Source organism: Microcoleus sp. M2_D5 (assembly GCF_036701935.1).
GTDB lineage: Bacteria > Cyanobacteriota > Cyanobacteriia > Cyanobacteriales > Microcoleaceae > Microcoleus.
The window spans coordinates 23,797-44,505 of record NZ_JAUBRP010000055.1 but is presented as its reverse complement, the minus strand read 5'-3'; the positions used below and the strand labels follow the sequence as shown (position 1 = coordinate 44,505).

General features: G+C 44.7%; 9 protein-coding genes. 4 read left to right on the top strand and 5 right to left on the bottom strand.

The window, feature by feature from the left end; translation table 11 throughout:
- Positions 1-138 precede the first annotated feature (138 nt).
- The 3 genes from QUA50_RS20970 to QUA50_RS20960 all read right to left on the bottom strand — a co-directional run bounded on the left by QUA50_RS20970 (position 139) and on the right by QUA50_RS20960 (position 8,980).
- A complete protein-coding gene (locus tag QUA50_RS20970) occupies positions 139-3,855 on the bottom strand; it encodes a WD40 domain-containing protein (RefSeq protein ID WP_333265709.1) in 3,717 nt (1,238 codons plus the stop codon).
- Positions 3,856-3,882: 27 nt separating this feature from the next.
- Positions 3,883-7,461 carry an AAA-like domain-containing protein gene (locus QUA50_RS20965; protein WP_333265707.1) on the bottom strand — a complete coding sequence of 1,193 codons (3,579 nt, stop codon included), beginning with the start codon at positions 7,459-7,461 and terminating at the stop codon, positions 3,883-3,885.
- Positions 7,462-7,690: 229 nt separating this feature from the next.
- The gene (locus QUA50_RS20960) at positions 7,691-8,980 is read right to left on the bottom strand and encodes an AAA-like domain-containing protein (RefSeq protein ID WP_333265705.1); all 1,290 of its coding nucleotides are present in this window, start codon (positions 8,978-8,980) and stop codon (positions 7,691-7,693) included.
- Between the two features lie 685 nt (positions 8,981-9,665).
- Between QUA50_RS20960 and QUA50_RS20955 the strand changes: the two genes are divergently transcribed.
- The 3 genes from QUA50_RS20955 (at position 9,666) to QUA50_RS20945 (ending at position 16,418) form a co-directional block, all read left to right on the top strand.
- Positions 9,666-11,219 (top strand): ATP-binding protein, encoded by a 1,554-nt coding sequence (locus QUA50_RS20955; RefSeq protein WP_333265703.1) that lies wholly within the window; start codon positions 9,666-9,668, stop codon positions 11,217-11,219.
- A 105-nt stretch (positions 11,220-11,324) separates the two neighbouring features.
- Complete coding sequence (locus tag QUA50_RS20950; protein ID WP_333265701.1) at positions 11,325-15,005, top strand: GAF domain-containing protein; 3,681 nt, start codon at positions 11,325-11,327, stop codon at positions 15,003-15,005.
- A 195-nt stretch (positions 15,006-15,200) separates the two neighbouring features.
- Positions 15,201-16,418 carry an adenylate/guanylate cyclase domain-containing protein gene (locus tag QUA50_RS20945; protein WP_333265714.1) on the top strand — a complete coding sequence of 406 codons (1,218 nt, stop codon included), beginning with the start codon at positions 15,201-15,203 and terminating at the stop codon, positions 16,416-16,418.
- Positions 16,419-16,467: 49 nt separating this feature from the next.
- Here QUA50_RS20945 and QUA50_RS20940 read toward each other — a convergent pair whose 3' ends face one another.
- Both QUA50_RS20940 and QUA50_RS20935 read right to left on the bottom strand, forming a co-directional pair.
- Positions 16,468-17,748 carry a recombinase family protein gene (locus QUA50_RS20940; RefSeq protein WP_333265699.1) on the bottom strand — a complete coding sequence of 427 codons (1,281 nt, stop codon included), beginning with the start codon at positions 17,746-17,748 and terminating at the stop codon, positions 16,468-16,470.
- Positions 17,749-17,751: 3 nt separating this feature from the next.
- Positions 17,752-18,111: a VOC family protein gene (locus tag QUA50_RS20935; RefSeq protein WP_333265697.1), complete on the bottom strand. Its 360-nt coding sequence runs from the start codon at positions 18,109-18,111 to the stop codon at positions 17,752-17,754.
- A gap of 176 nt (positions 18,112-18,287) precedes the next feature.
- Between QUA50_RS20935 and QUA50_RS20930 the strand changes: the two genes are divergently transcribed.
- Positions 18,288-20,429: a SpoIIE family protein phosphatase gene (locus tag QUA50_RS20930; RefSeq protein WP_333265695.1), complete on the top strand. Its 2,142-nt coding sequence runs from the start codon at positions 18,288-18,290 to the stop codon at positions 20,427-20,429.
- Positions 20,430-20,709: the final 280 nt, after the last annotated feature.

Genomic DNA, 20,709 nt, shown 5'->3' with positions numbered 1-20,709 from the left:
GACGGGCGGGACGCCCATCCCACAATAACAATTTAAATTGTAAGTTATTTAATTCGCGATCCTTAGGAAGGGGAGGGTTGGGGTGGGGTAAAACATTTACGAATCATTTAGGATTGCTATAATAACGCGGACTTGATATTATTTCCTTCCAATACCATTGCACAACAAACGATCGCCCTTCTCGACCATCGCATTCGTCCGCAAATAATCTCGCACGCGATCGCAACCATCAGCCAACAAATCCACTTTAAAAACTCGCTCCACATCCCACAAAATCAGCGTATTATCCTCACTCACAGAAGCCACAAATGACCCATCCCCACTATACGCTACCCCCCGAATCGCCGCATAGTTAGCTCTGAGCGTCGTTAATTCGGTACCGTCAAGCTTCCAAAACTTCAGCGTATTGTCTACACTACCAGAAGCAATAATATTACCGTCCGGGCTAAACGCCACTCCCCACACCGCGGCGAGATGACCTTCCAGAGTTCTCAGTAACTTACCATCCACAGTCCAAATCTTAACAGTATTGTCCCCACTGCCAGAAGCCAGAAATTTACCGTCAGGGCTAAACGCCACCCTCCAAACCGCAGCAGTATGACCTGGAAAAGTTCTCACCAAAGTACCATCAAGCTTCCACAACTTCACAGTACCATCCCCCCCCGCCGAGGCAATTAGCTGACCGTCTGGGCTAAATACCACCTGCCAAATAGGAGTATGATGTCCTGTCATAGTATGCAATAAAGTACCATCGGGCCGCCAAAGCTTGATAGTATTATCTTGACTTCCAGAAGCAATCATTTGACCGTTTGGACTGAAAGCTAATGTAAAAACCGTAGCGTTATGACCTACCAAATTTGCGATCGCTTTTCCGTTTCGAGTCCAGATATTCACATTATTATCATTTCTGCCAGAAGCAATTAACTTGCCATCGCCACTCAGGGCAACAGCATAAATCGCAGCGTTTTCTACAGTGAAAGTCCTCAACAATTTACCTTGCCGACTCCACAGCTTAGTCGTGCCATCCTCGCTGCCTGTAGCAATTGTAGAACTATCCGAACTCAGTGCGATCGCCCAAATCCCCGCTTTATGTGCAGTAATCATCGTCCGCAATGGGTTTTGACTCTGCCACAGCCGCACCGTATTTTCTGCACCCGCCGAAGCAATAAAACTGCCATCCGGGCTCCAAGCTATCCCCCAAATCCCAGCAGTGTGACCTCTCAATGTCGTCCGTTGTGTCCCGTCAACATTCCATAGTTTTACAGTTTGATCGCGACTTGCAGAAGCAACAGTCTGACCATCTGGACTAAAAACAATTCCCGATACTACAGCAGAATGACCTTCAAGCGTTCGTAGTAAAGTACCGTTTTTGTTCCACAGTTTCACCGTTTTGTCTCCACTTCCTGAAGCCACAATCTGACCGTCTGGACTAAACGCTGCTGCAGATACCACAGAAGTATGACCCCGGAAAGTTCGTAGGGGCAGTGCCCCCGTGCCTGTCCCGTCTTTGTTCCAGAGTTTCACCGTTTTATCTCCACTTGCCGTAACAATAGTCTGACCGTCTGGACTGAAAGCCACTGAGGATACCCCAGCAGTATGACCCTGGAGAGTTCGTAGGGGCACTGCCCCCCTGCCTGCTTTGTTCCAGAGTTTCACCGTTTTGTCCATGCTGGCAGAAGCAATTGTTTGGCCATCGGGACTAAACGCCACTGTCCAGATACCAGCAGTATGACCCTGAAAAGTTCGTAGGGGCAGTGCCCCCGTGCCTGCCCTATCCAGTTTCCAAAGTTTTACAGTTCCATCATCACTTCCAGAAGCAAGAAACTGACCGTCCGGGCTAAATTTGACAGATCGAACGATCGCCTGATGACCTTTGAGTGTTGCTATTTCCGTTCCGTCCCGCCGCCACAGTTTAATAGTTTTATCCACACTTGTTGAAGCAATAAAATTACTGTCCCGACTAATATCAACTCCGAGAACAGCCGCTTTATGTCCCGATAAACGGTTGTATTCAGCCGCTTCATAAACCGCTTGACGCAATACATTGATAACTTGATTCTCAATATTTTTATCCGTCTTGCCTAAACTTTGTAGTCGGCGCTTAGCTTTAATTGCTTCTATTACTGCATCCAATCGGCGATTAGAGGCAAACAGCCCCTCCGAGGAAGAAACCAGCGCTTCAATTTCACTGATCCGAGCTTCCCGCTCACTAATAACGGCTCGGCGATACTGAAAATAACTTGTTACTCCTAAGACACAGGCAAGCAGCAGTGCCATACTCACAGAAAATAGTAAGTTTTTCTGCCGTTTCGCTGCTTTTTTTTCTTGAATTAATCGCATTTGTTCTTCTGCCAGTCGCGCTTCCACTTCTTTGGTGCGTTCTGCTTCTAAAGCTTGTTGAACTTCTCGCCTATCTAGTTCGGCACTAGCAGCTAAGAACTGATAGTCAAGGTTACTCAAGCTTTTTTCCTGCGCCCAGATTTGACCATCTTTTAAAGCTTGTCCCCGCAAAAGTCGGGAAAAATCTGTTTGTTGTGAAGCAACCCAAGCATCGAAGGTTTGCGAGTATGGGCGCAGTTGCCCTAATTGCTTCTCTACCCATTCCAGATTAAAAATCTCAGCATAAACCCTATTTCTTACCTGTAAATAACTATTGTTTTTGATAACTAATCCCGATAATAATAATTCAATTTGTTCTGGTGAGTCATCAGTTGATACCCGTCCCACTTTTTTGCTCGAAGGTAGAAATCTTTCATTTCCTGGTAGGGGCAATTCCCCTGTAGTTGCCCTATGAAGATTTGGGTCAGGCAGGGGGTTACTGCCCCTATAGTCCTCTTCAAAGTCCCACAATGAAACAGAACCGCTGGTTAAGGGGGGATTAGATTGTAAAATTTGCTGGTAGATGCCGAGTAATCTACCCGCGCGTTGTTCGTTGCGAATAATCCGCTCCTTTATCGTTTTTAAATGTTCCGGCTCATCCTGAGATTCCCATTTATTAATGATATTTTCTCGCACTAAGCGAGCTACCCAAAACTCTTCTGTTCCTGGAGGAATTGTTACTACTTTTTGCGGTGTAGTTTGAGTTGCCATGTAGGCTAAATAGCACAGTTTTTGCGTCAGAAATGGCTGCCCCGAAGTCCAAGCCAATATCTGTTTGAGAATAGGTTGATAATTATTGACTACACTTGCCAATCCCGCCGCTAAGGGCTGGGCTTCTTCTAGTTCAAAACCTCGTAAATTTATCGCTCTACCAATATTAAAAGGAGTGCGTTTTTTATCGACAATTAAATCCCCAGGTGTTGCTACTCCAAAAATTGCAAAAGTAATGCGATTGTATTCAGGATTAATTGAGCGTTGATTGTAGCAAAAGCGAATTAGAGCGAAAAAATCATCTACAGGGAAATCTAGACTGAGAACACTGTCAATTTCATCAATAAATATAATAATTTGTTGTTCGGGAAACTTGGCTAACAAAATATCTTCAATAAAATGACTCAATCTTTGCAAAAATGATACATCTTCTTCATCGCGCCACCAGGTTTTTAAGTTAACTTGCCCTAAGAGATTGAAGCCGCGCCACAGTTCCCCAATCATGCCTTTATACCACTGTAAAGGAGTGATATTTTCACTGCCGATACGGGTCATGTCGATGGTGCTGCATTGAAAATTTTCTGCTTGCAATCGGTGCAGGGTGCGGACTAATAGGGAAGATTTGCCCATTTGCCTAGAATTGAGCACATAACAAAATTCGCCTGCTTTTAAGGCTTCATAGAGTTCGGAATCTGCTTGTCTTACTACGTAGGTAGGTGCATTATTAGCAAGGCTGCCGCCGATTTGGTATTGGTAATTATTCATGATTTTGAGTTCATGGTTTATGAGACTTTAACGATCGCCCACGGCATCGCACAAATGCCTATCCTCCTCCTTCACATCGGCATTTGTGCGTATATACTCTCGCACGCGATCGCACGCATAACCCAGTTCATCGAGTTTGAGAATACGCTCTAGATCCCATAAAATCACAGTGCGATCGTCCCCGGCGGAGGCAATTTGTTTGCCATCAGGACTAAACGCCACCCCCCAAACGTTCCCTTCATGTCCGGTTAGCGTCGTGATTTCTGTCCCGTCGGTTTTCCAAAGTTTGAGTGCGCCAGTTGAGCCTCCCCCCACCAGTATTTGACCGTCTGGACTGAAATCAACCGCCATCATGCCTCTACTATTTCCCTTGAGGGTTTTGAGCAACGTGCCATCACTCGTCCATAGTTTAATCGTGTCATCCCTGCTAGCAGTTGCCAAAGTGCGACCGTCTGGACTGATGGCAACTTCCCAAACAGGGCTGCGATGACCCTTTAGGGTCTTGGAAAACCTACCGTCAAGACTCCACAACCGAGCAGTGCTGTCGCTACTAGCTGAAAGCAGCCTCTTTCCGTCAGGGGTAAAATCCACATCGTAAACCCTAGCCCGATGCCCTGTGAAAGTTCGTAGGGGCGATGCCCCCGCGCCCGCCCTGCCGTCCTTGTTCCACAGTTTCACGGTTTTATCGTTGCTAGCAGAAGCCAGTAGCCCATCTGGACTGACGGAGATATCCCAAACTCCAGCTTCATGACCTGTTATGGTTTTCAGTAGCGTCCCGTCGAACTGCCAGAATTTAATTGTTTTATCTTCACTAGCGGTAGCAAGGAAACGTGTATTAGCAGGATTGGCAAAGCTGGCACCAGAGAGGAAAGCAACCGAGTGAACGGCAGTATCGTTTCCGGCAAAAGACTTCAGCAACGTGCCGTCTCGCGCCCACAGTTTGAAACTGCCATCGGAAGAGGCGGAAGCTAGCATCTGACCGTCGGGGGAGAAATCCACATCCCAAATCGTGCCGCCATGTCCGTAAAGGACTTTCGAGAAGGGGTTTGTCGGGTTCCAGAGTCGAGCGGTATTGTCGTCGCTAGCAGAGACAACTATTTGACTGTTGGGAATAAAAGCAAGCCCGCGAATTCCAGATTGATGCCCTTTAAGGACTTTCAACAGCGTCCCGTCCGGCTTCCAGAGGCTGATGGTTCCGTCGGCGCTAGCGGAAGCAATCACATCGCCTGCTGTACTGACAGCGACTTCAAACACTTCCGAACTGTGACCGCTAAGAGTAAGTAGGGGCAGTGCCCCCGTGCCTGCTCCTGCGTCTGGTTGCCAGAGTTTGACAGTGTTGTCAGCGCTGGCAGAGACAATGGTGGGACGTTTTGTGCCACTATTGTCTGCAAGTAAAGCAAACTCAACGTCCCAAACTGCGGCGCTGTGACCTTCCAGAGTTCTCACCAGTTCCCCGTCTAGAGTCCAAACCTTGACAGTATTATCTGTGCTGCTAGAGGCTAGCAGCTTTCCATCCGGGCTAAAGGCAACACCCCAAACCGAACCTTCATGTCCGCTGAGGGTTTTGAGCGGTTTGCCATCAACGCTCCACAGGCGAATGGTGCTGTCTTCACTGGCGGAGGCGATGCGCTCACCGTCTGGACTCACGGCGATCGCCCAGATCGCAGCCTTGTGTCCCTGAAAGGTTTTGAGCAGTTTGCCTTCCCGACTCCACAGATAAATGTTGCCGTCCACGCTGGATGTTACCAGGCGCTGGCTGTCGGGACTAAAACGAAGGGCGTACACGCTGCTGATTGTGTGTTGGAGAGTGTACAGCAAGGTACCATCCCGTTGCCAAACCTTGGCTGTTTGGTCGCCGCCTCCGGTGGCGATGAGTTGACCGTCGGGGCTGACATCAACTGCCAGAACCGGGCTGGAATGCCCCAACAGGCGATTGAATTCTGCCGTTCCATAGATGGCTTGTTGCAGCACTTGTTGAACTTGAGATTGCAACTGAGTGCTGGAATGAGCGAGACTGTCGAGCCTCCGTCTGGCTTTGATGGCACTCACGAGGGCGTCTAATCGCTGTTGGGAGGCGAATTGTCCTGCGGATGAGGAGGTGAGGGCTTGAATTTCGCTGGTGACGGCGCGATGGTATTGCCAGAGGGCGAAAATGCTGGAGGCGATCGCAACAATTAATACCCCGCTCAACGCCCCAATAAACTTTCGCTGCCGCTTCGCTGTCTCTCGCTCTAAAACTAACCGCTTGCGTTCTTCTGTGAGTCTGGCTTCAACTTCTCTGAGCCTCGCTGCTTCCAGCGCTTGCTGCACTTCCAGCCTGTCTAATTCAACAGAAGCTGCTAAAAAGTGATAATCCAAATCGCTCAAACTTTTTCCCTGGGCCCAGTAGGAAGCGTCTTTTAGCGATTGTCCGCGCAACAGTCGCGATTCATCGGTTTGTTTTGAAGCGATCCAAGCGTTGAAAGCTTGGGAATAAGGACGCAGTTGCTCTAACTGTATTTCTACCCATTGTAGGTTAAAGACTGCTTGATAAATCGGGTTGCTTACCTTTAAAAAACCTTGCTGTTTTACTACCAAACCTGATAGCAGCAGTTCGATCTGCTCTCGACTGTCATCCGCTTCAACTTCACCACATTGTAAGAGGTTTTGATAGAGCCCTAAACTACGTGCAGTGAGTTGTTCGTTGCCAATAATGCGATCGCGAACAGTTTTTAAATGCTCCGGCTCATCTTGAGATTCCCATTTATTAATGATATTTTCTCTCACCAATGATGCCATAAAAAATCCCTCGGTTCCCGGTGGAATTTTTAAATCGCCCGTGTGGGCTTCCCGCGCCCTTTTTACGACTAATTCACATATTTTTTGCGTTAAAAATGGCTGTCCTCCCGTCCAATCTAAGATTTCTTTGAGAACTGCCTGCGGATTGGCTATGACATTTTCTAACCCTTTCGCTAATGGTTGCGCTTCTTCTAAGCTAAATCCTGACAAATCTACTGCTTGTCCGATATTAAAAGGTGTCCGATTTTTATCTGCGATTAAATCGCTGGGTGTAGCTACTCCGAAAATCGCGAAGGTAATCCGGTTGTATTCTGGATTAATGGCTCGTTGGTTGTAACAATAACGAATCAAGGCGAAAAAGTCATCGACGGGAAAATCTAAGCTTAAAATACTATCAATCTCATCGACTAATATAAAAATTCGCTCATTAGCAAACTTTTCTAATAAAATTTCTTCAATAAATTGACTCAATCTTTGCAGCAGAGAAACTTCTTCTTGTTCTTTCCACCAGGTTTTTAAATTAACTTTTCCTACAAGATGGAAACTGCGCCACAAATCCCCGACAATCCCTTTATACCACTGTAAAGGAGTAATGTTTTCGCTGCCGATGCGGGTCATGTCGATCGTGCTGCATTGAAATCCTTCTGCTTGCAGTCGGTGCAGGGTGCGAACGAGAAGGGAAGATTTGCCCATTTGTCGGGAGTTGAGGACGTAGCAAAACTCGCCAGCTTTTAAGGCTTCATAAAGTTCGGAATCTGCTTGCCGCAGTACGTATGTAGGCGCATCAGTGGCGAGACTGCCTCCAATTTGGTATGTTACTTGGGTCATGCCGTTTATGGGTAGGTTTAAAGGTGAGTATGTAGTAAATTTATTTAGAGGTGAGGATGTGGTGCAGGAGCTTCATTCTAATATAAATAATGCCCGATTTTGGTTAATTACCGCTTTTTTTAGTCCGCGTAGGCGGACTTTGTTTGTATAGCAGCGATTTCCACTCCCCAAGAAAAGTGGAGTGTTCAACGCGGATATTCGATTGCGAAAATAAACTGTAAAGCAGACTCTAAATAAAGTTGTGCGAACCAAAATAGAGGCGGTACAAATCGCAGCTTAGCGTACAGCGGTTGTTATCGATATGAATCAGCCCCATACTAAATAATTTAGAAGCGACTATCGGATCTAATTCCACTCCGTGTTCCGATTTTACCACTTGTTTAAGTGCAACAGCAAGTTCGGGATACTCTTGCAATGTTGCCCAACAACTCCGCAAGTAATCTTTATAAATTCCAGCTATTGTCGGAGCTTCTTGTAGTAGCCGATCTAGGGTTATACTGTTTTGACAGAGGTGGTAAAGAGCTAGCCGCACCAGATAAGGATGTCCCCCCACCATTGCCATCAGGCGCTCGGCATCCAGGCTATCTGTCCAATCCAGTCCGTGACGCTGGGCTAAAGCAAGTATCTGCTCTTCTGTAAAATAGGGCAATTGCAGCGGTAAACCGACATTAAAAGGCGATTCAGTGAGCTTTAAAGGAATATAAATTTCTGTGGAGTGAAGAACGATTAACCGCAGTTTTCCCAAGGTTTCAATCCGCTTTGCTTCTTCATGCCAGCTTCGCAGCAGCGGAAAAAATTCTCTGGCAATTTTTGGATACTCAAAAATTATATTTACTTCATTTAAAGCTAACACAAGAGGGGTACTTATTTCGGCTAATACATATTGTTGCAAATAGATGGTGCAGCTTACTTTGCTACCCATGTCTTCATCCCAATAATCATCTAATAGAGGTGGTAATTCTAGGTGACGGCTGATGTTGGCACAAAACCAGCGTAAAAATTTATCGATATCGGCTAAGACAGCTTCCTCGGCTTGCTGAAAATCTAAACTTACAGTTCGATAGTCAAGAGAAGTCGCGCGGTCTAAAATCCGTAGCAGAAGGGAACTTTTTCCCATCTTCCTGGGAGCTTTAATCCGCAGCACACTTCCTGGTTTGGTAATCTCTCGATAGGCGAGTTCTTGGATTAGCGGGTGAGGGATATAAAATGGCGAATCCAGGGACACGGGAGAACCGGGAAATTCTAAAGGTGTTGCTAGGCATTTGCTGCGGGTGAATGCTTCAATTAATTCTCGTTCCTCTGCGGTTAGGGAACGTGATTCTACACAAGAGCGAAAATTAGATTTGCTAATAGATGTCTGCAAGATTTGAGAGAGAGATTGCCACAAAGACGAGGCGATGTTTCTCAGGTAATGCTCTCCGTAATGAGAGGCAGATGCAATACTTGTATAAGTTTTTCCTTCCCAAACTTGGCGGAGTATGATTTCTTGTACTGGATATAAATCTTTTTGTAATCGCACACGAGTTAGCTGTAGTACCTCATCTATCGTCATAATTGGCAATAACCATATAAGTGTATCGTTGATATTATCACTGATTATTGACTCTAAAGCTCAGAGCGATCGCCTATTGGATTGCCACACGCTCTTGTCGCGACATTTCTCAGGGGGTAATTGGTCACATCTGTTAAATATCCCCGAAGAGTATCACTGTCAATAATCAAGAATTCCCTCGCGGGGTAGTGGCGGGTGTATTTAACCTGTCTGCACTTTTCAAGGGTACAAGAGTGAACCCACCTCTACAGGTTTTTGAGAATGGTTCTTTTCGTTAATTTAAATCCGTGACATCTGTTAAACCTGGTGATTACCCCGTTGCCTGACTGGTCACTGAGTGCTATAACCAAATTTTAATGGGCGCTGGCGCTCTTACTGGAAAGGAATCTGCGCTCAGTTTTTCTCGATCGTTGCCCAAAATGTCATGCCGGTGTCACAGTTGATAGTGAAGGCAGAATTAAAAATGTGACAGTTGACTTTGCTAAAGCTGAATCGATTGATGTTAATTTAATTAACAGTAGTTTCAGAACACTGCATTTACAGATCGCAAGTGTTAAGTCCCAAAGTCTAATTCTTATTTTTGTACCCCCATTTTTAAATTTCTTCCAGTAATCACGTCGGAAAAATATTAGCCAATAACCGAGTTAATTTAATGCAACTGGTTCATAAAATGTTCCCAAATTATTTTATTCCTCACGGTCATTGCTACTTGTGGAAGCCTGGATTAGTGGGGCTACACGTTTTGTCCGATGGTTTGATAGCCGTCGCTTATTTTTTGATACCGATTACGCTGATTTATATTGTCAAAAAGCGGCAAGACGTGCCTTTTGACTGGGTTTTCATGCTGTTTGGCTCTTTTATTGTCTGCTGCGGCATTACCCATATTATGGAAATATGGACGCTGTGGCATCCTAATTATTGGTTCTCTGGTTTTCTTAAAGCGATTACGGCGCTGATTTCGCTATGTACAGCAGCAGTGCTGGTGGAACTAATCCCCAAAATCTTGGCTATTCCCAGTCCCGCTCAATTGGCGGTGGCAAATGTAGCTTTACAAAAGGAGATTGGCGATCGCAAACAAGCTCAGGAAGCACTCTCAGAATTAATGCTGGAATTGGAAAAACGGGTGATTGAGAGGACGATCGCTTTAGAGGTGGCTAATGAACGTTTGCAACAGGAAAATCGCGATCGCTCTTTGGCTGAAAATTCGTTGCGGCACTCGGAAGCTAAACTGCTAGAACAAACTGAGCAGCTAGAGAACGCTCTGCAACAACTAAAAGGGGCTCAAGCTCAACTCGTGCAAACTGAAAAAATGTCGTCTTTGGGGCAAATGGTAGCTGGGGTTGCTCACGAAATCAATAACCCTGTTAACTTCATTTATGGCAATCTGATTCCGGCTGAGGAATACATTAAAGAGATTGTGGCATTGATTCAGGTTTATCAAATTTATTACCCCACTCCTGCGCCGGAAATTGCAGACAAGATTCACACGATAGAACTCGATTTTATTTTAAAAGACCTGCAAAAACTTTTTGGTTCGATTAAAATAGGAGCAGAGCGAATTAGGGAAATTGTTAAATCTTTACGCACTTTCTCCAGGTTAGACGAAGCCGAGATGAAAAAAGTAAATATCCATGAAGGGATCGACAGCACTTTAATGATTTTGCAGCACCGCTTGAAAGAACAACCAAACCGTCCGCCTATCCAAGTGATTAAAGAGTATGGAGATTTGCCAAAATTGCAATGCTATGCTGGGCAGCTTAACCAAGTATTTATGAATATTTGTTCTAATGCTATTGATGCTTTAGAACAGATTGTAGACCAGGGATATACGACCAACGGCTATTGGGAAAATAATTTTTCTGACAACTTACAAAATACCTATTGCCCACTGCTAAAAATTCGCATCCGCACCGTTTTAGTTGATGACAAGTGGGTGCAGATTCACATTGCGGATAATGGCACTGGCATAGATTATGATGCGATCGCTAAAATTTACGATCCATTTTATACGACGAAACCTATCGGTGCTGGTACCGGGCTGGGTTTGGCGATTTCTTATCAGATTATTCAAGCCCATGAAGGTTATTTGCGCTGCACTTCCGAGGTTGGCAGAGGTACGGAGTTTATTATTGAAATTCCTTTGCAATCGCAATTTGGCGATCGCCACCTAGTGCCGAAGCAAGCTGTTATTAACCAGCGGGGTTGAGGCGTTAATAAATAATACTGAATCCAGCTACAATTTGCGGTTTTTTTTATTTTTTGCCTAACTTAGGCATCATCAAATCCATACTATCTGCCAATAACAAGTATTATGTGGGAAGCACTCAAAAATATTTTTTCCCCAACTCAGTATATGCCTCACGGTCATTGCTATCTTTGGCAAACGCCTTTAGTGTGGCTGCACGTAACTGGGGACTTTTTAATCGCGATCGCCTACTATTCAATTCCGGCGATGCTAATTTATTTTATCTTCAAGCGGCGCGATGTTCCTTTTTTAGGAATATTTGCTTTATTTGGTGCATTTATTATTCTCTGCGGCACGGGCCACTTGCTAGACATTTGGACGTTGTGGCATTCTGCTTATTGGCTGTCGGGGATTGAAAAAGGAATTACTGCACTGGTTTCCTGCTACACCGCCGCCTCGATGGTAACACTATTGCCCCAGTTTTTGTCTTTAAAAACCCCCCAAGAATTAGAGGCCATAAATCGCAAGTTGCAGGCTGAAATTGCGGTACGTGAAGAGGCAGAATTAGCGCTGCGCTACGCTTATGATGACTTAGAAATTAAAGTTCAAGAACGCACCGCTGAATTGAGAGAAACAAACGGTTATTTAGAAGCACAAATTAAAGAAAAAATCGTCGCTGAATCTGCTTTGCGAGAACGAGAAATTAGATTAACAGAACAACAAAATGGTTTGCTAGAATTAGCTAAAAATTCTAGTATCTACGAAGGAAATATCAGCGAGGCACTGAGAGAGATTACGCAAATGGCAACTCGTACCTTGAATGTCGATCGGGCAAGTATTTGGTTTTATCAGGAAGATAAATCCGCAATTTTCTGTGCGGATCTTTACGAACTGACGCCCAATCGACACAGTGCCGGTGCAGAACTGAAAGTTGCTGAGTATCCTAGCTATTTCCAAGCTTTGAATACAGAACAGGTACTCGCAGCGGTTGATGCCCAAACCGATCCGCGAACCCTAGAATTTAGCGAATCTTATTTGAGGCCTTTAAACATCTCGTCCATGCTAGATGTTCCTATTACCCATAAAGGGCAAATTGCGGGTGTAATTTGTTTAGAACATCTGGGAAGGACTAGGAATTGGACGCTCGACGAACAAAGCTTCGCTAGCTATGTGGCGCAGATCGCAGCTTTAGCAATGGAAGCTCGCGATCGCAAGCAAGCCGAGTTAAACTTGCGTTCTGTCACCGAACGTTTGCAATATTTACTGGCGACTACCCCGGCGGTGATTTTTAGCTGCCAATTAGGGGGAAATTATGACGTAACTTTTGTCAGCGATAATATTGTTTCAATGATTGGTTACGAAGCCAGAGAATTTCTTGAGGGTTCCCTTGATTGGCATAGCCTGGTTCATCCAGAAGATCGAGAGATTGTTGATACTTCATACGCTCAGATATTGGAAAAAGAATCGATTTCCTACGAATACCGCGAACGGCACAAAGACGGTGGTTATCGCTGGATATACGATGAGGTTAAGTTAGTCAAAAATTCTGCTGGGATACCTGTGGAGTGCGTGGGTTATGGAGTAGATGTTACTGCTCGCAAACAGGCGGAACTAGCCTTGCAGCAACAAGTAAAAAGGGAGCGGCTCGTGAATTCCATCCAAGAGCGAATTCGCTCCTCTCTTAACCTAGAAGAAGTAATGACAATGGCTGTGGAAGAAATTCGGCAGTTTTTGTCAACTGATAGAACAGTTATTTACCGCTTTAACCCAGATTGGAGCGGATTTATAGCCGTCGAGTCGGTATCCGTCGGTACGATGCCGATTTTGGGAATTGACATTAATGACCCTTGTTTTCGAGAACGCTACGTCTCTGTTTACGAGCAGGGACACATTCGCGCGATCGACAATATTTATACGGCAGGTCTTTCCGAGTGCCACATTAATTTACTGAGCGAGTTGGAAATTAAAGCTAACCTAGTAGTTCCCCTTTTGCAAGGTGAAAAATTGTGGGGGCTACTCATTGCTCATCACTGCCGCAGTCAAAGGTATTGGAACTCTTCTGAGATAGAATCTCTCAAACACATTTCCGTGCAGCTAACAATTGCCATCCAGCAATCCACCCTTTTTGAACAAGCAAAAACAGAAATTGCCGATCGCAAATTAGCAGAAACAGCATTACAAAAAGCTGTTGTAGCTGCTGATACAGCTAACCGCGCCAAGAGCGAATTCCTTTCTTCTATGAGCCATGAATTGCGGACTCCCCTGAATGCCATTCTCGGATTTAGTCAGGTAATGGTGCGCGATTCATCTCTCAACAATCAACACCAACAGCACCTAGAAATTATTAATCGGGCGGGCGAACACTTGCTTTCGCTAATTAATGACATTTTGGAAATGTCCAAAATTGAAGCGGGCAGAAGTCAGCTTAATGAAAGCAGTTTTAATTTAATGCGCTTGCTAAAAACCTTAGAAGAAATGTTTCGATTAAAAGCTAAATCTAAGAAATTGCAGCTAAATTTGGAAGTGGGTGATGGTGTACCGCAGTTTGTTAGCGGAGATGAAGGTAAATTGCGCCAAATTCTGATTAATCTTGTAGGAAATGCGATCAAGTTTACAGAGAGGGGTAGCGTTACTTTGCGAGTTAAAAAGAAGGTAGAAGAAAGTTTGGGCGCTGAAACCCCAGAGTTGTTCGACACACAAGCAAAACTTGCCGGCGCGGCTTCTGAACATTCCGAAAGCTTAGGGGTTGAAACCGCAGCTATACAAAAACAACCCGGATGGTGCACTGGTGTTAATCAGTCCGAAAGCTTGGCGGAGTGTGATTGTGTAAACGCGAATGACCTTCACCCGGAATTGTTACACCTTGAGTTTGAAATTGAAGATACCGGCCCTGGCATTGCCACAGAAGAGATAAATAAGTTATTTGAACCCTTTGAGCAAACAAAAACAGGTCAAAAATCTCAACAGGGGACTGGATTGGGTTTACCAATTAGCCGCAAATTTGTCCTAATGATGGGAGGGGATATTACTGTCAGCAGTACGCCTGGTTTGGGAAGTAAGTTTGCATTTGATATTGGAATCAGGCTGGCAGATCCAACCGCTATTAAAATGCTTAAACCGCAGAAAAAAGTAATTAGTTTAGCACCGAATCAACCAAAATACCGGATTTTGGTTGTTGACGATCGCGCCGATAACTGCCTAGTCATAGAGAGATTATTGTCACCACTAGGCCTCCTCGTGCGATCGGCTAGAGATGGTCAAGAAGCTATTGCTGTATGGGAGGATTGGCAACCGCACCTGATCTGGATGGATATGCAGATGCCTGTCATGGATGGCTATGAAGCCACAAGACAAATTAAAGCTCATCCTCTTGGAAAACAAACTGCAATAGTTGCTCTTACTGCTAGCGCTTTTGAAGAAGAACGACAAACTATTTTAGGAGCAGGCTGCGATGATTTTATGCGTAAACCTTTCGAGGCAAAGATATTATTTGCGAAAATGGAAGAACTTTTAGGAGTGCGTTACATTTACGAGGAATCGGTTGATGTACCACTAGACAATGAAAGCAAAACTAGCGGAGTGAGTAGCAATCAATCTGTCGAGTCACAACTCGGTCAAATGCCTATTGAATGGGTAGAACAGATATCTCATGCCGCTCATGAATGCTGCGATGAGAAAATTGTCAAGTTGATTGAGGAAATGCCGAGCGAGTTTGCTTCGTCCGCACAATATCTAACTACTTTGGTGCAGGATTTCCTATTTGACGATATTATAGAGATAGCACAATCAGTAGTTGCCGCCAGGTGAAAATATCATTTTTTTATTAGTATAAAGTTAGAAGGTTTTTATATTTAAAAAATACCTAACATTAAGCCCAAATAGCATCTCCTTGCCATAGCTTTTTAGGATAGCAAATCGGAATTTCTACTATTGCCTTTTTTTTGAGGTAAACTTCTTAAGTCTTAATATCTTTTATCTTGACAAACTACCGTGAGCGATCGCATGGACAACCATCAATATCCTACAATTCAAGCCAACATTTTAGTAGTTGATGATAAGCCAGATAATGTGCGGCTTTTATCTACAATATTGACCGAACAAGGGTATCAGGTTCGTAAAGCGCTGAACGGGCAAAGGGCGATCGCTACAGTGCAAGAGTTTCCGCCGACTCTAATTTTGCTGGACGTGATGATGCCAGAAATGAATGGATATGAGGTATGTGCAAAGTTGAAAGCTTCACCAAAAACCAGTTCCATTCCCGTGATTTTCTTAAGCGCCTTAGATGACGTTTTAGATAAGGTAAAAGCCTTTGATGTGGGAGGAGTTGACTATATTACTAAACCTTTTCACGGTAAAGAAGTATTGGCACGAGTGGCAAATCAGTTAACAATTCAAAGTCAACAACATTTACTTCAACAGCAAACGAAGCAATTCAAAGAACTTGTAGAACGTTTGCAAAACGAAATTAAAGAGCGGCAGGGGGTGGAGCTAGCTTTACGGCTTGCTCAAACAAAGTCGGATCATTTATTGCTGAATATTTTACCCGCAGCGATTGTTGAAAATTTGAAAAAGGGGGAGGGTTCTCCTGGCCAGAGGTTTGATTCAGCAACAGTTCTTTTTGCCGATATTGTCGATTTTACGTCTATTGCTGCTAGAATGTTACCTCTAGAATTGGTAAATGTACTGAACCAGATTTTTTCAAGGTTTGACCAACTAACTGAAAAACACGGTTTGGAAAAAATTAAAACAATTGGAGATGCTTATATGGTAGCGGGGGGATTGCCTGTGCCGAGGGCAGATCATGTAGAAGCGATCGCGAATATGGCCTTGGATATGCAGGAAGCGATCGCTGATTTTCAAACTGACAGAGGCGAATCATTTCAAATTCGGATTGGCATTCATACAGGGCCCGTAGTTGCTGGCGTAATTGGCACTAAAAAATTTATCTACGACTTGTGGGGAGATACTGTTAATGTTGCTTCTCGGATGGAATGTCAAGGATTACCGGGAGATATTCAAGTTACTGCTGATATTTACGAACTGTTAAAAGATCGGTATTTATTTGAGGAAAGAGGTGCGATCGCGGTTAAAGGAAAAGGAGAGATGATCGCCTATTGGCTGAAAGCTAAAAAAGATGATTCAGCGGTAGAAACCGATGCTTGTCAAACGAAGTCCACTCCTAGCGAACTAAGAGACTACCCACATACCCCACTTCTTTAAGAAGTCGGGCATCTAACCTAGGAACTATGGAGGAACGTCGAGCTAATCCTTAAAAAATGAAAATAATTTGCAGTTTCCAATTTGTATTTTCCCGGACGATTTCAATGCGATCGATAAATTCTCGAAAGTAAAACCTGCGTTCTGATTCTGATAAATCGAGCCAAAATTGCGGCAGGGAAACTGTTTGGGCAGTTTCTCGCAAATTTACTGGGGGTAGTTGCGCTAATTTGCTTTGCAGTTCGGCAATTTCGGTGCGGATTTTGTAGGCTCTCAACTCTGCCGTTTCGGTGTCTAAAATGCCGCTGTCAATCAGGGCGAAAAGTTGCTCTATGATTTCTTGTTTGGATGCGATCGCCCTGACAATTCCTGCTTTAATTCCATTCATATTCGGCGTCTGCAACCCAGCAACAGCATCGGGTAAATCCCGACAAATACCGGCGATGGTTAATTGCAATACTTCATCGTAGGAAAGGGCGCTACATTTAGGCTGTTTTGGACAGTTAATCGGTCGCAAATAAAGGTATTCTTTTTCTTTGCGGTAGGAGGTGACTTTGGCAACTGTCATGGGCGATTTGCATTCTGCACAAATTGCCAAACCTGCGAGGGAACGCGGGGCGCTAGCGCTGCGAGGAGAAAGGCAGCGGTTGCGGCGCAGCAACCTGTCTATTTGGGCGGCTTCTTCTCTGGAAATAATCGGGACGTGGGTGTTAGAAATTACTTGGCCGTTTTGATATTCCAAATCGCCTCGGTATGCGGGATTTGTCAGCCAGCGGCGGCCGGTACTTACAGAAATTTTTTTGTTGTATTTCTTGGCTAAATACCGCACGGAACCTCGCAAGGAACCGTAGATTAAAAAGTGTTCAAAAAAGTCTTTGACGGTGGGGGCGGTGGTTTTATCGATCGTGTAACAATCTTTGCCGCGCCGGTAGCCGTAAGGGGCCTTACCCGGTGGAAGTCTTGATTTGATGCGATTGCGCGCGTGTCCTTTGCGAATACTCCGGCTGTGTTGGCTGCGCTGGATTTCTGCGAGGATTTGCAGCAAGTTTTTGCGGTTTCTTGGTTCTGTTTCTTCTTGGACAATGATTTCGACGCCGAGGTTTTCGAGTTGGGCGAGGTGCGAACACACTTGCTGCAATGTGTCGCCTAGTTCTTCAAACCGCTGAATTAATAAGTATTTGACTGGTTCTGTTTCGCAGTCTTTGAGGAGTTGCTGCAGTTGCTGCCGCCCTCCTAAGTCTTGATAGGTGCGATCGACTTCTTGACCCCAAATTTCCGGTGCGGGTGCTGCTTCGAGTAGCGGTTCGGTGTAAGAATAAGCGATGATTTTCATCTGTTACTCGCTGAGTTCGATGATGTTGCCGTCGGGATCTTGGGTAAATAATGCCGATCGACCTGACGCGCTCATTTGAAACGGGCAATTGTGAGCGATTAACTGCTGTTTGGCTGCCTCTAAGTTAGCAACAGAAAATGCTAGATGTCGGTTGCGTCCCCATTTGGCATGGTCTGCGGCATCTGGGATAATTGTTGCACCTAAAATTAGGTGGAGCTGGAAGTCGCCGATTTGATACCAGATTCCGGGAAATTTTAAGTCTCGATCGATTTTTTGCAGGTTTAGTACGGTGCTGTAAAAGTGTTGGGATTTTTCCAGGTTGGAGATGAGTACGGCGCTGTGGAGGGCTTGAGTAATTTGCATTTTTGTGGGAATTTATTTTTAAAATTTTAACCGCTGATGCAGGCAGATGAGCGTTGAGGAACGCAGATTGGTTGATGTTTGTTGAATTTTTGATATGATAACATTGTCCGTAGCTCTTAATATATCCATTATCAAGTCTTGTAACAAAAAACTGCCCGCTGGGAGTGTTTTTAACAATGGTTTCTCAAAAAAGCGCGATCGTCTCCAGAGTTGGCAAAATCCGTCTCCGCAATGTCTTGGTAGTTCCCTTTGTTCTCCAAATTTTGGCCGCTGTTGGCTGCGTTGGCTATCTCTCTTACAGAAACGGAGAGCAGATAGTCAACAATATTGTTAGTCAGTTGCGCCACGAAGTGAGTGCGAGAGTTTACGAACGTGTTCAAACCTATTTGGAAGCTCCGCCACTGGTGAATCAGATCAATCTGGATGCTGTAGCTTTGGGAGTGTTGAACTTTGACGATTTGGAGCAATATCGACCCTATTTTTGGAAACAAGTTCTGCAATTTAAGTCGATCGGTCACGCGGGAATTGCCAACGAAAAAGGTCAGTACCTGCGTGTGGGTTGGGTAAATCGCCTGGTTGGACTTGAACAACCTCAGCTTGCCCAGCAACTGATTCCGGGGGGCGGCGACTTGATATATTACAACCTTGACGCTGATGGAAACCCGACAACAATCGACAAAAACACGCCCAATTATGATGTTCGCACCCGCCCTTTTTACAGAGTAGCTGTTGAGAAGAAACAGGCAGCTTGGAGTGAAGTTTATATTAATTTTGGCTACGGTACGCTGCAAATTAATGCGAGTCTACCCTATTATGATGCCGAAGGGAAACTAATTGGCGTGCTGACTTGCCAGATGGGACTCGATCAAATTCGCCAATTCTTGCAAACATTAAGGGTGGGTAATTCCGGCCAAGTATTTATCATTGAACCCCAAGGTCAGTTAATAGCTACTTCGGTTAAAGAAGAGCCTCTTTCTGTGGGAACAGGCAAAGATACAAAGCGGATCAAAGCACAGGAAAGCAACAACCCCCTGATGCGTCAAAGTGTGCTTTATCTGCTCGATCGCTTCAAGCGTTTGGAAGACATCGATCAAACTGTTCAACTTGACTTTTATCTTAACGGTGAGCGGCAATTTATCCAAGTTTCTCCGCTAACTGACAAGTACGGTCTCAATTGGCTGAGTGTAGTAGTAGTTCCTGAAGCGGACTTTATGGCGCAAATTTATGCTAACACTCGCCAGACCATTTGGCTGTGTATTGTGGCTCTCATTGTCTCTGTTGCAATGGGTATTTTCACCGCTAGCTGGATTGCTCGCCCCCTGAATCAAATTGCTCGATCTTCAGAATATCTAGCAGGTGGTGCTCTTAACCAGAACGTTGCTTCCAGTCGGATTTTGGAAATTGAAACCTTAAGAAATTCCTTTAACAGTATGGCGAGACAACTGCAAGAATCCTTGGAAACGCTAGAAGATAAAGTCAAAGAACGTACCTCTGAACTCGCTACAGCCACCAAACAAATTGCTACTCTCAACCAGCGTCTGAAAGCGGAAAACCTCCGCATGAGTTCCGAACTCGATATGCTCAAACAAATGCAGCAGTTGATTCTGCCAAAACCTGCTGAACTCACAGCCATTGAAGATTTAGATATTGCCGGATTTATGGAACCAGCCTCGGAAGTAGGTGGTGATTACTACGACGTACTTTGTACTAACGGGGTTGTCACAATTTGCATTGGTGATGTCACCGGACACGGATTAGAAAGCGGCATTTTGATGGTGATGACTCAAGCTGCTGTCCGCACTCTTCAGGAAATGCAAGAATCCAACCCGGTGCGTTTTTTAGATACCCTCAATCGCACTATTTATAAAAATGTCCAGCGCATGAACTCCGACAAAAATATGACACTAGCTTTGCTCAACTATGCCGATCGCACAATTAGTATCAGCGGTCAACATGAGGAAACTATTGTGGTCAGGAAAGGCGGTAAAATCCAGCGAATAAACACCATAAATTTAGGATTGCCGCTCGCATTAGATGAGGATATTTCCGATTGGATTAGCCATGTTTTAGTAGACTTAGAGCCGGGGGACGGGGTGGTGCTTTACACTGACGGCATTCCCGAAGCTAGAAATATGCACAAAAAATTCTATGGTATTGAAAGACTCTGTGAAGTGGTTTCTCAAAACTGGCATTTGAGCGCCGAACAAATTAAGGAAGCCGCCATTGATGATTTGCGAGACTTTATTGGAGAACAAAAGGTTTTTGATGACATTACTTTGCTAGTATTGAAGCAACAGGGAAATATCGTGCATAATTGATGATTGACCGAAAGCATCCAGGATACCCGCCACGCGATTCATCCGTGGAGAAATTAAAAACGTGTATCCGAGAAACTTGCCGAACGTATTTATCTCGCGCAAGTCAATGCTTCAATTCTTTAATCTAAAATCTAAAATCGCGCAATCGATTGACTGTCGTCAACCAGGTTTCTACGATCCAGCTTGGATTTAGTCGCCCAGCATGGAACCAGCAACCGGATTTATTGCTTCTGGCGTGTAAGTTATAATAATTTACAGCGAGGAAGTCAAACAATTTTGC

Coding starts and splice junctions, on each gene's coding strand:
- QUA50_RS20955 (WP_333265703.1), top strand. CDS start 9,666: ATGCAACTGGTTCATAAAATGTTCCCAAATTATTTTATTCCTCACGGT.
- QUA50_RS20950 (WP_333265701.1), top strand. CDS start 11,325: ATGTGGGAAGCACTCAAAAATATTTTTTCCCCAACTCAGTATATGCCT.
- QUA50_RS20945 (WP_333265714.1), top strand. CDS start 15,201: ATGGACAACCATCAATATCCTACAATTCAAGCCAACATTTTAGTAGTT.
- QUA50_RS20965 (WP_333265707.1), bottom strand. CDS start 7,461: ATGACCCAAGTAACATACCAAATTGGAGGCAGTCTCGCCACTGATGCG.
- QUA50_RS20935 (WP_333265697.1), bottom strand. CDS start 18,111: ATGCAAATTACTCAAGCCCTCCACAGCGCCGTACTCATCTCCAACCTG.
- QUA50_RS20940 (WP_333265699.1), bottom strand. CDS start 17,748: ATGAAAATCATCGCTTATTCTTACACCGAACCGCTACTCGAAGCAGCA.
- QUA50_RS20970 (WP_333265709.1), bottom strand. CDS start 3,855: ATGAATAATTACCAATACCAAATCGGCGGCAGCCTTGCTAATAATGCA.
- QUA50_RS20930 (WP_333265695.1), top strand. CDS start 18,288: ATGGTTTCTCAAAAAAGCGCGATCGTCTCCAGAGTTGGCAAAATCCGT.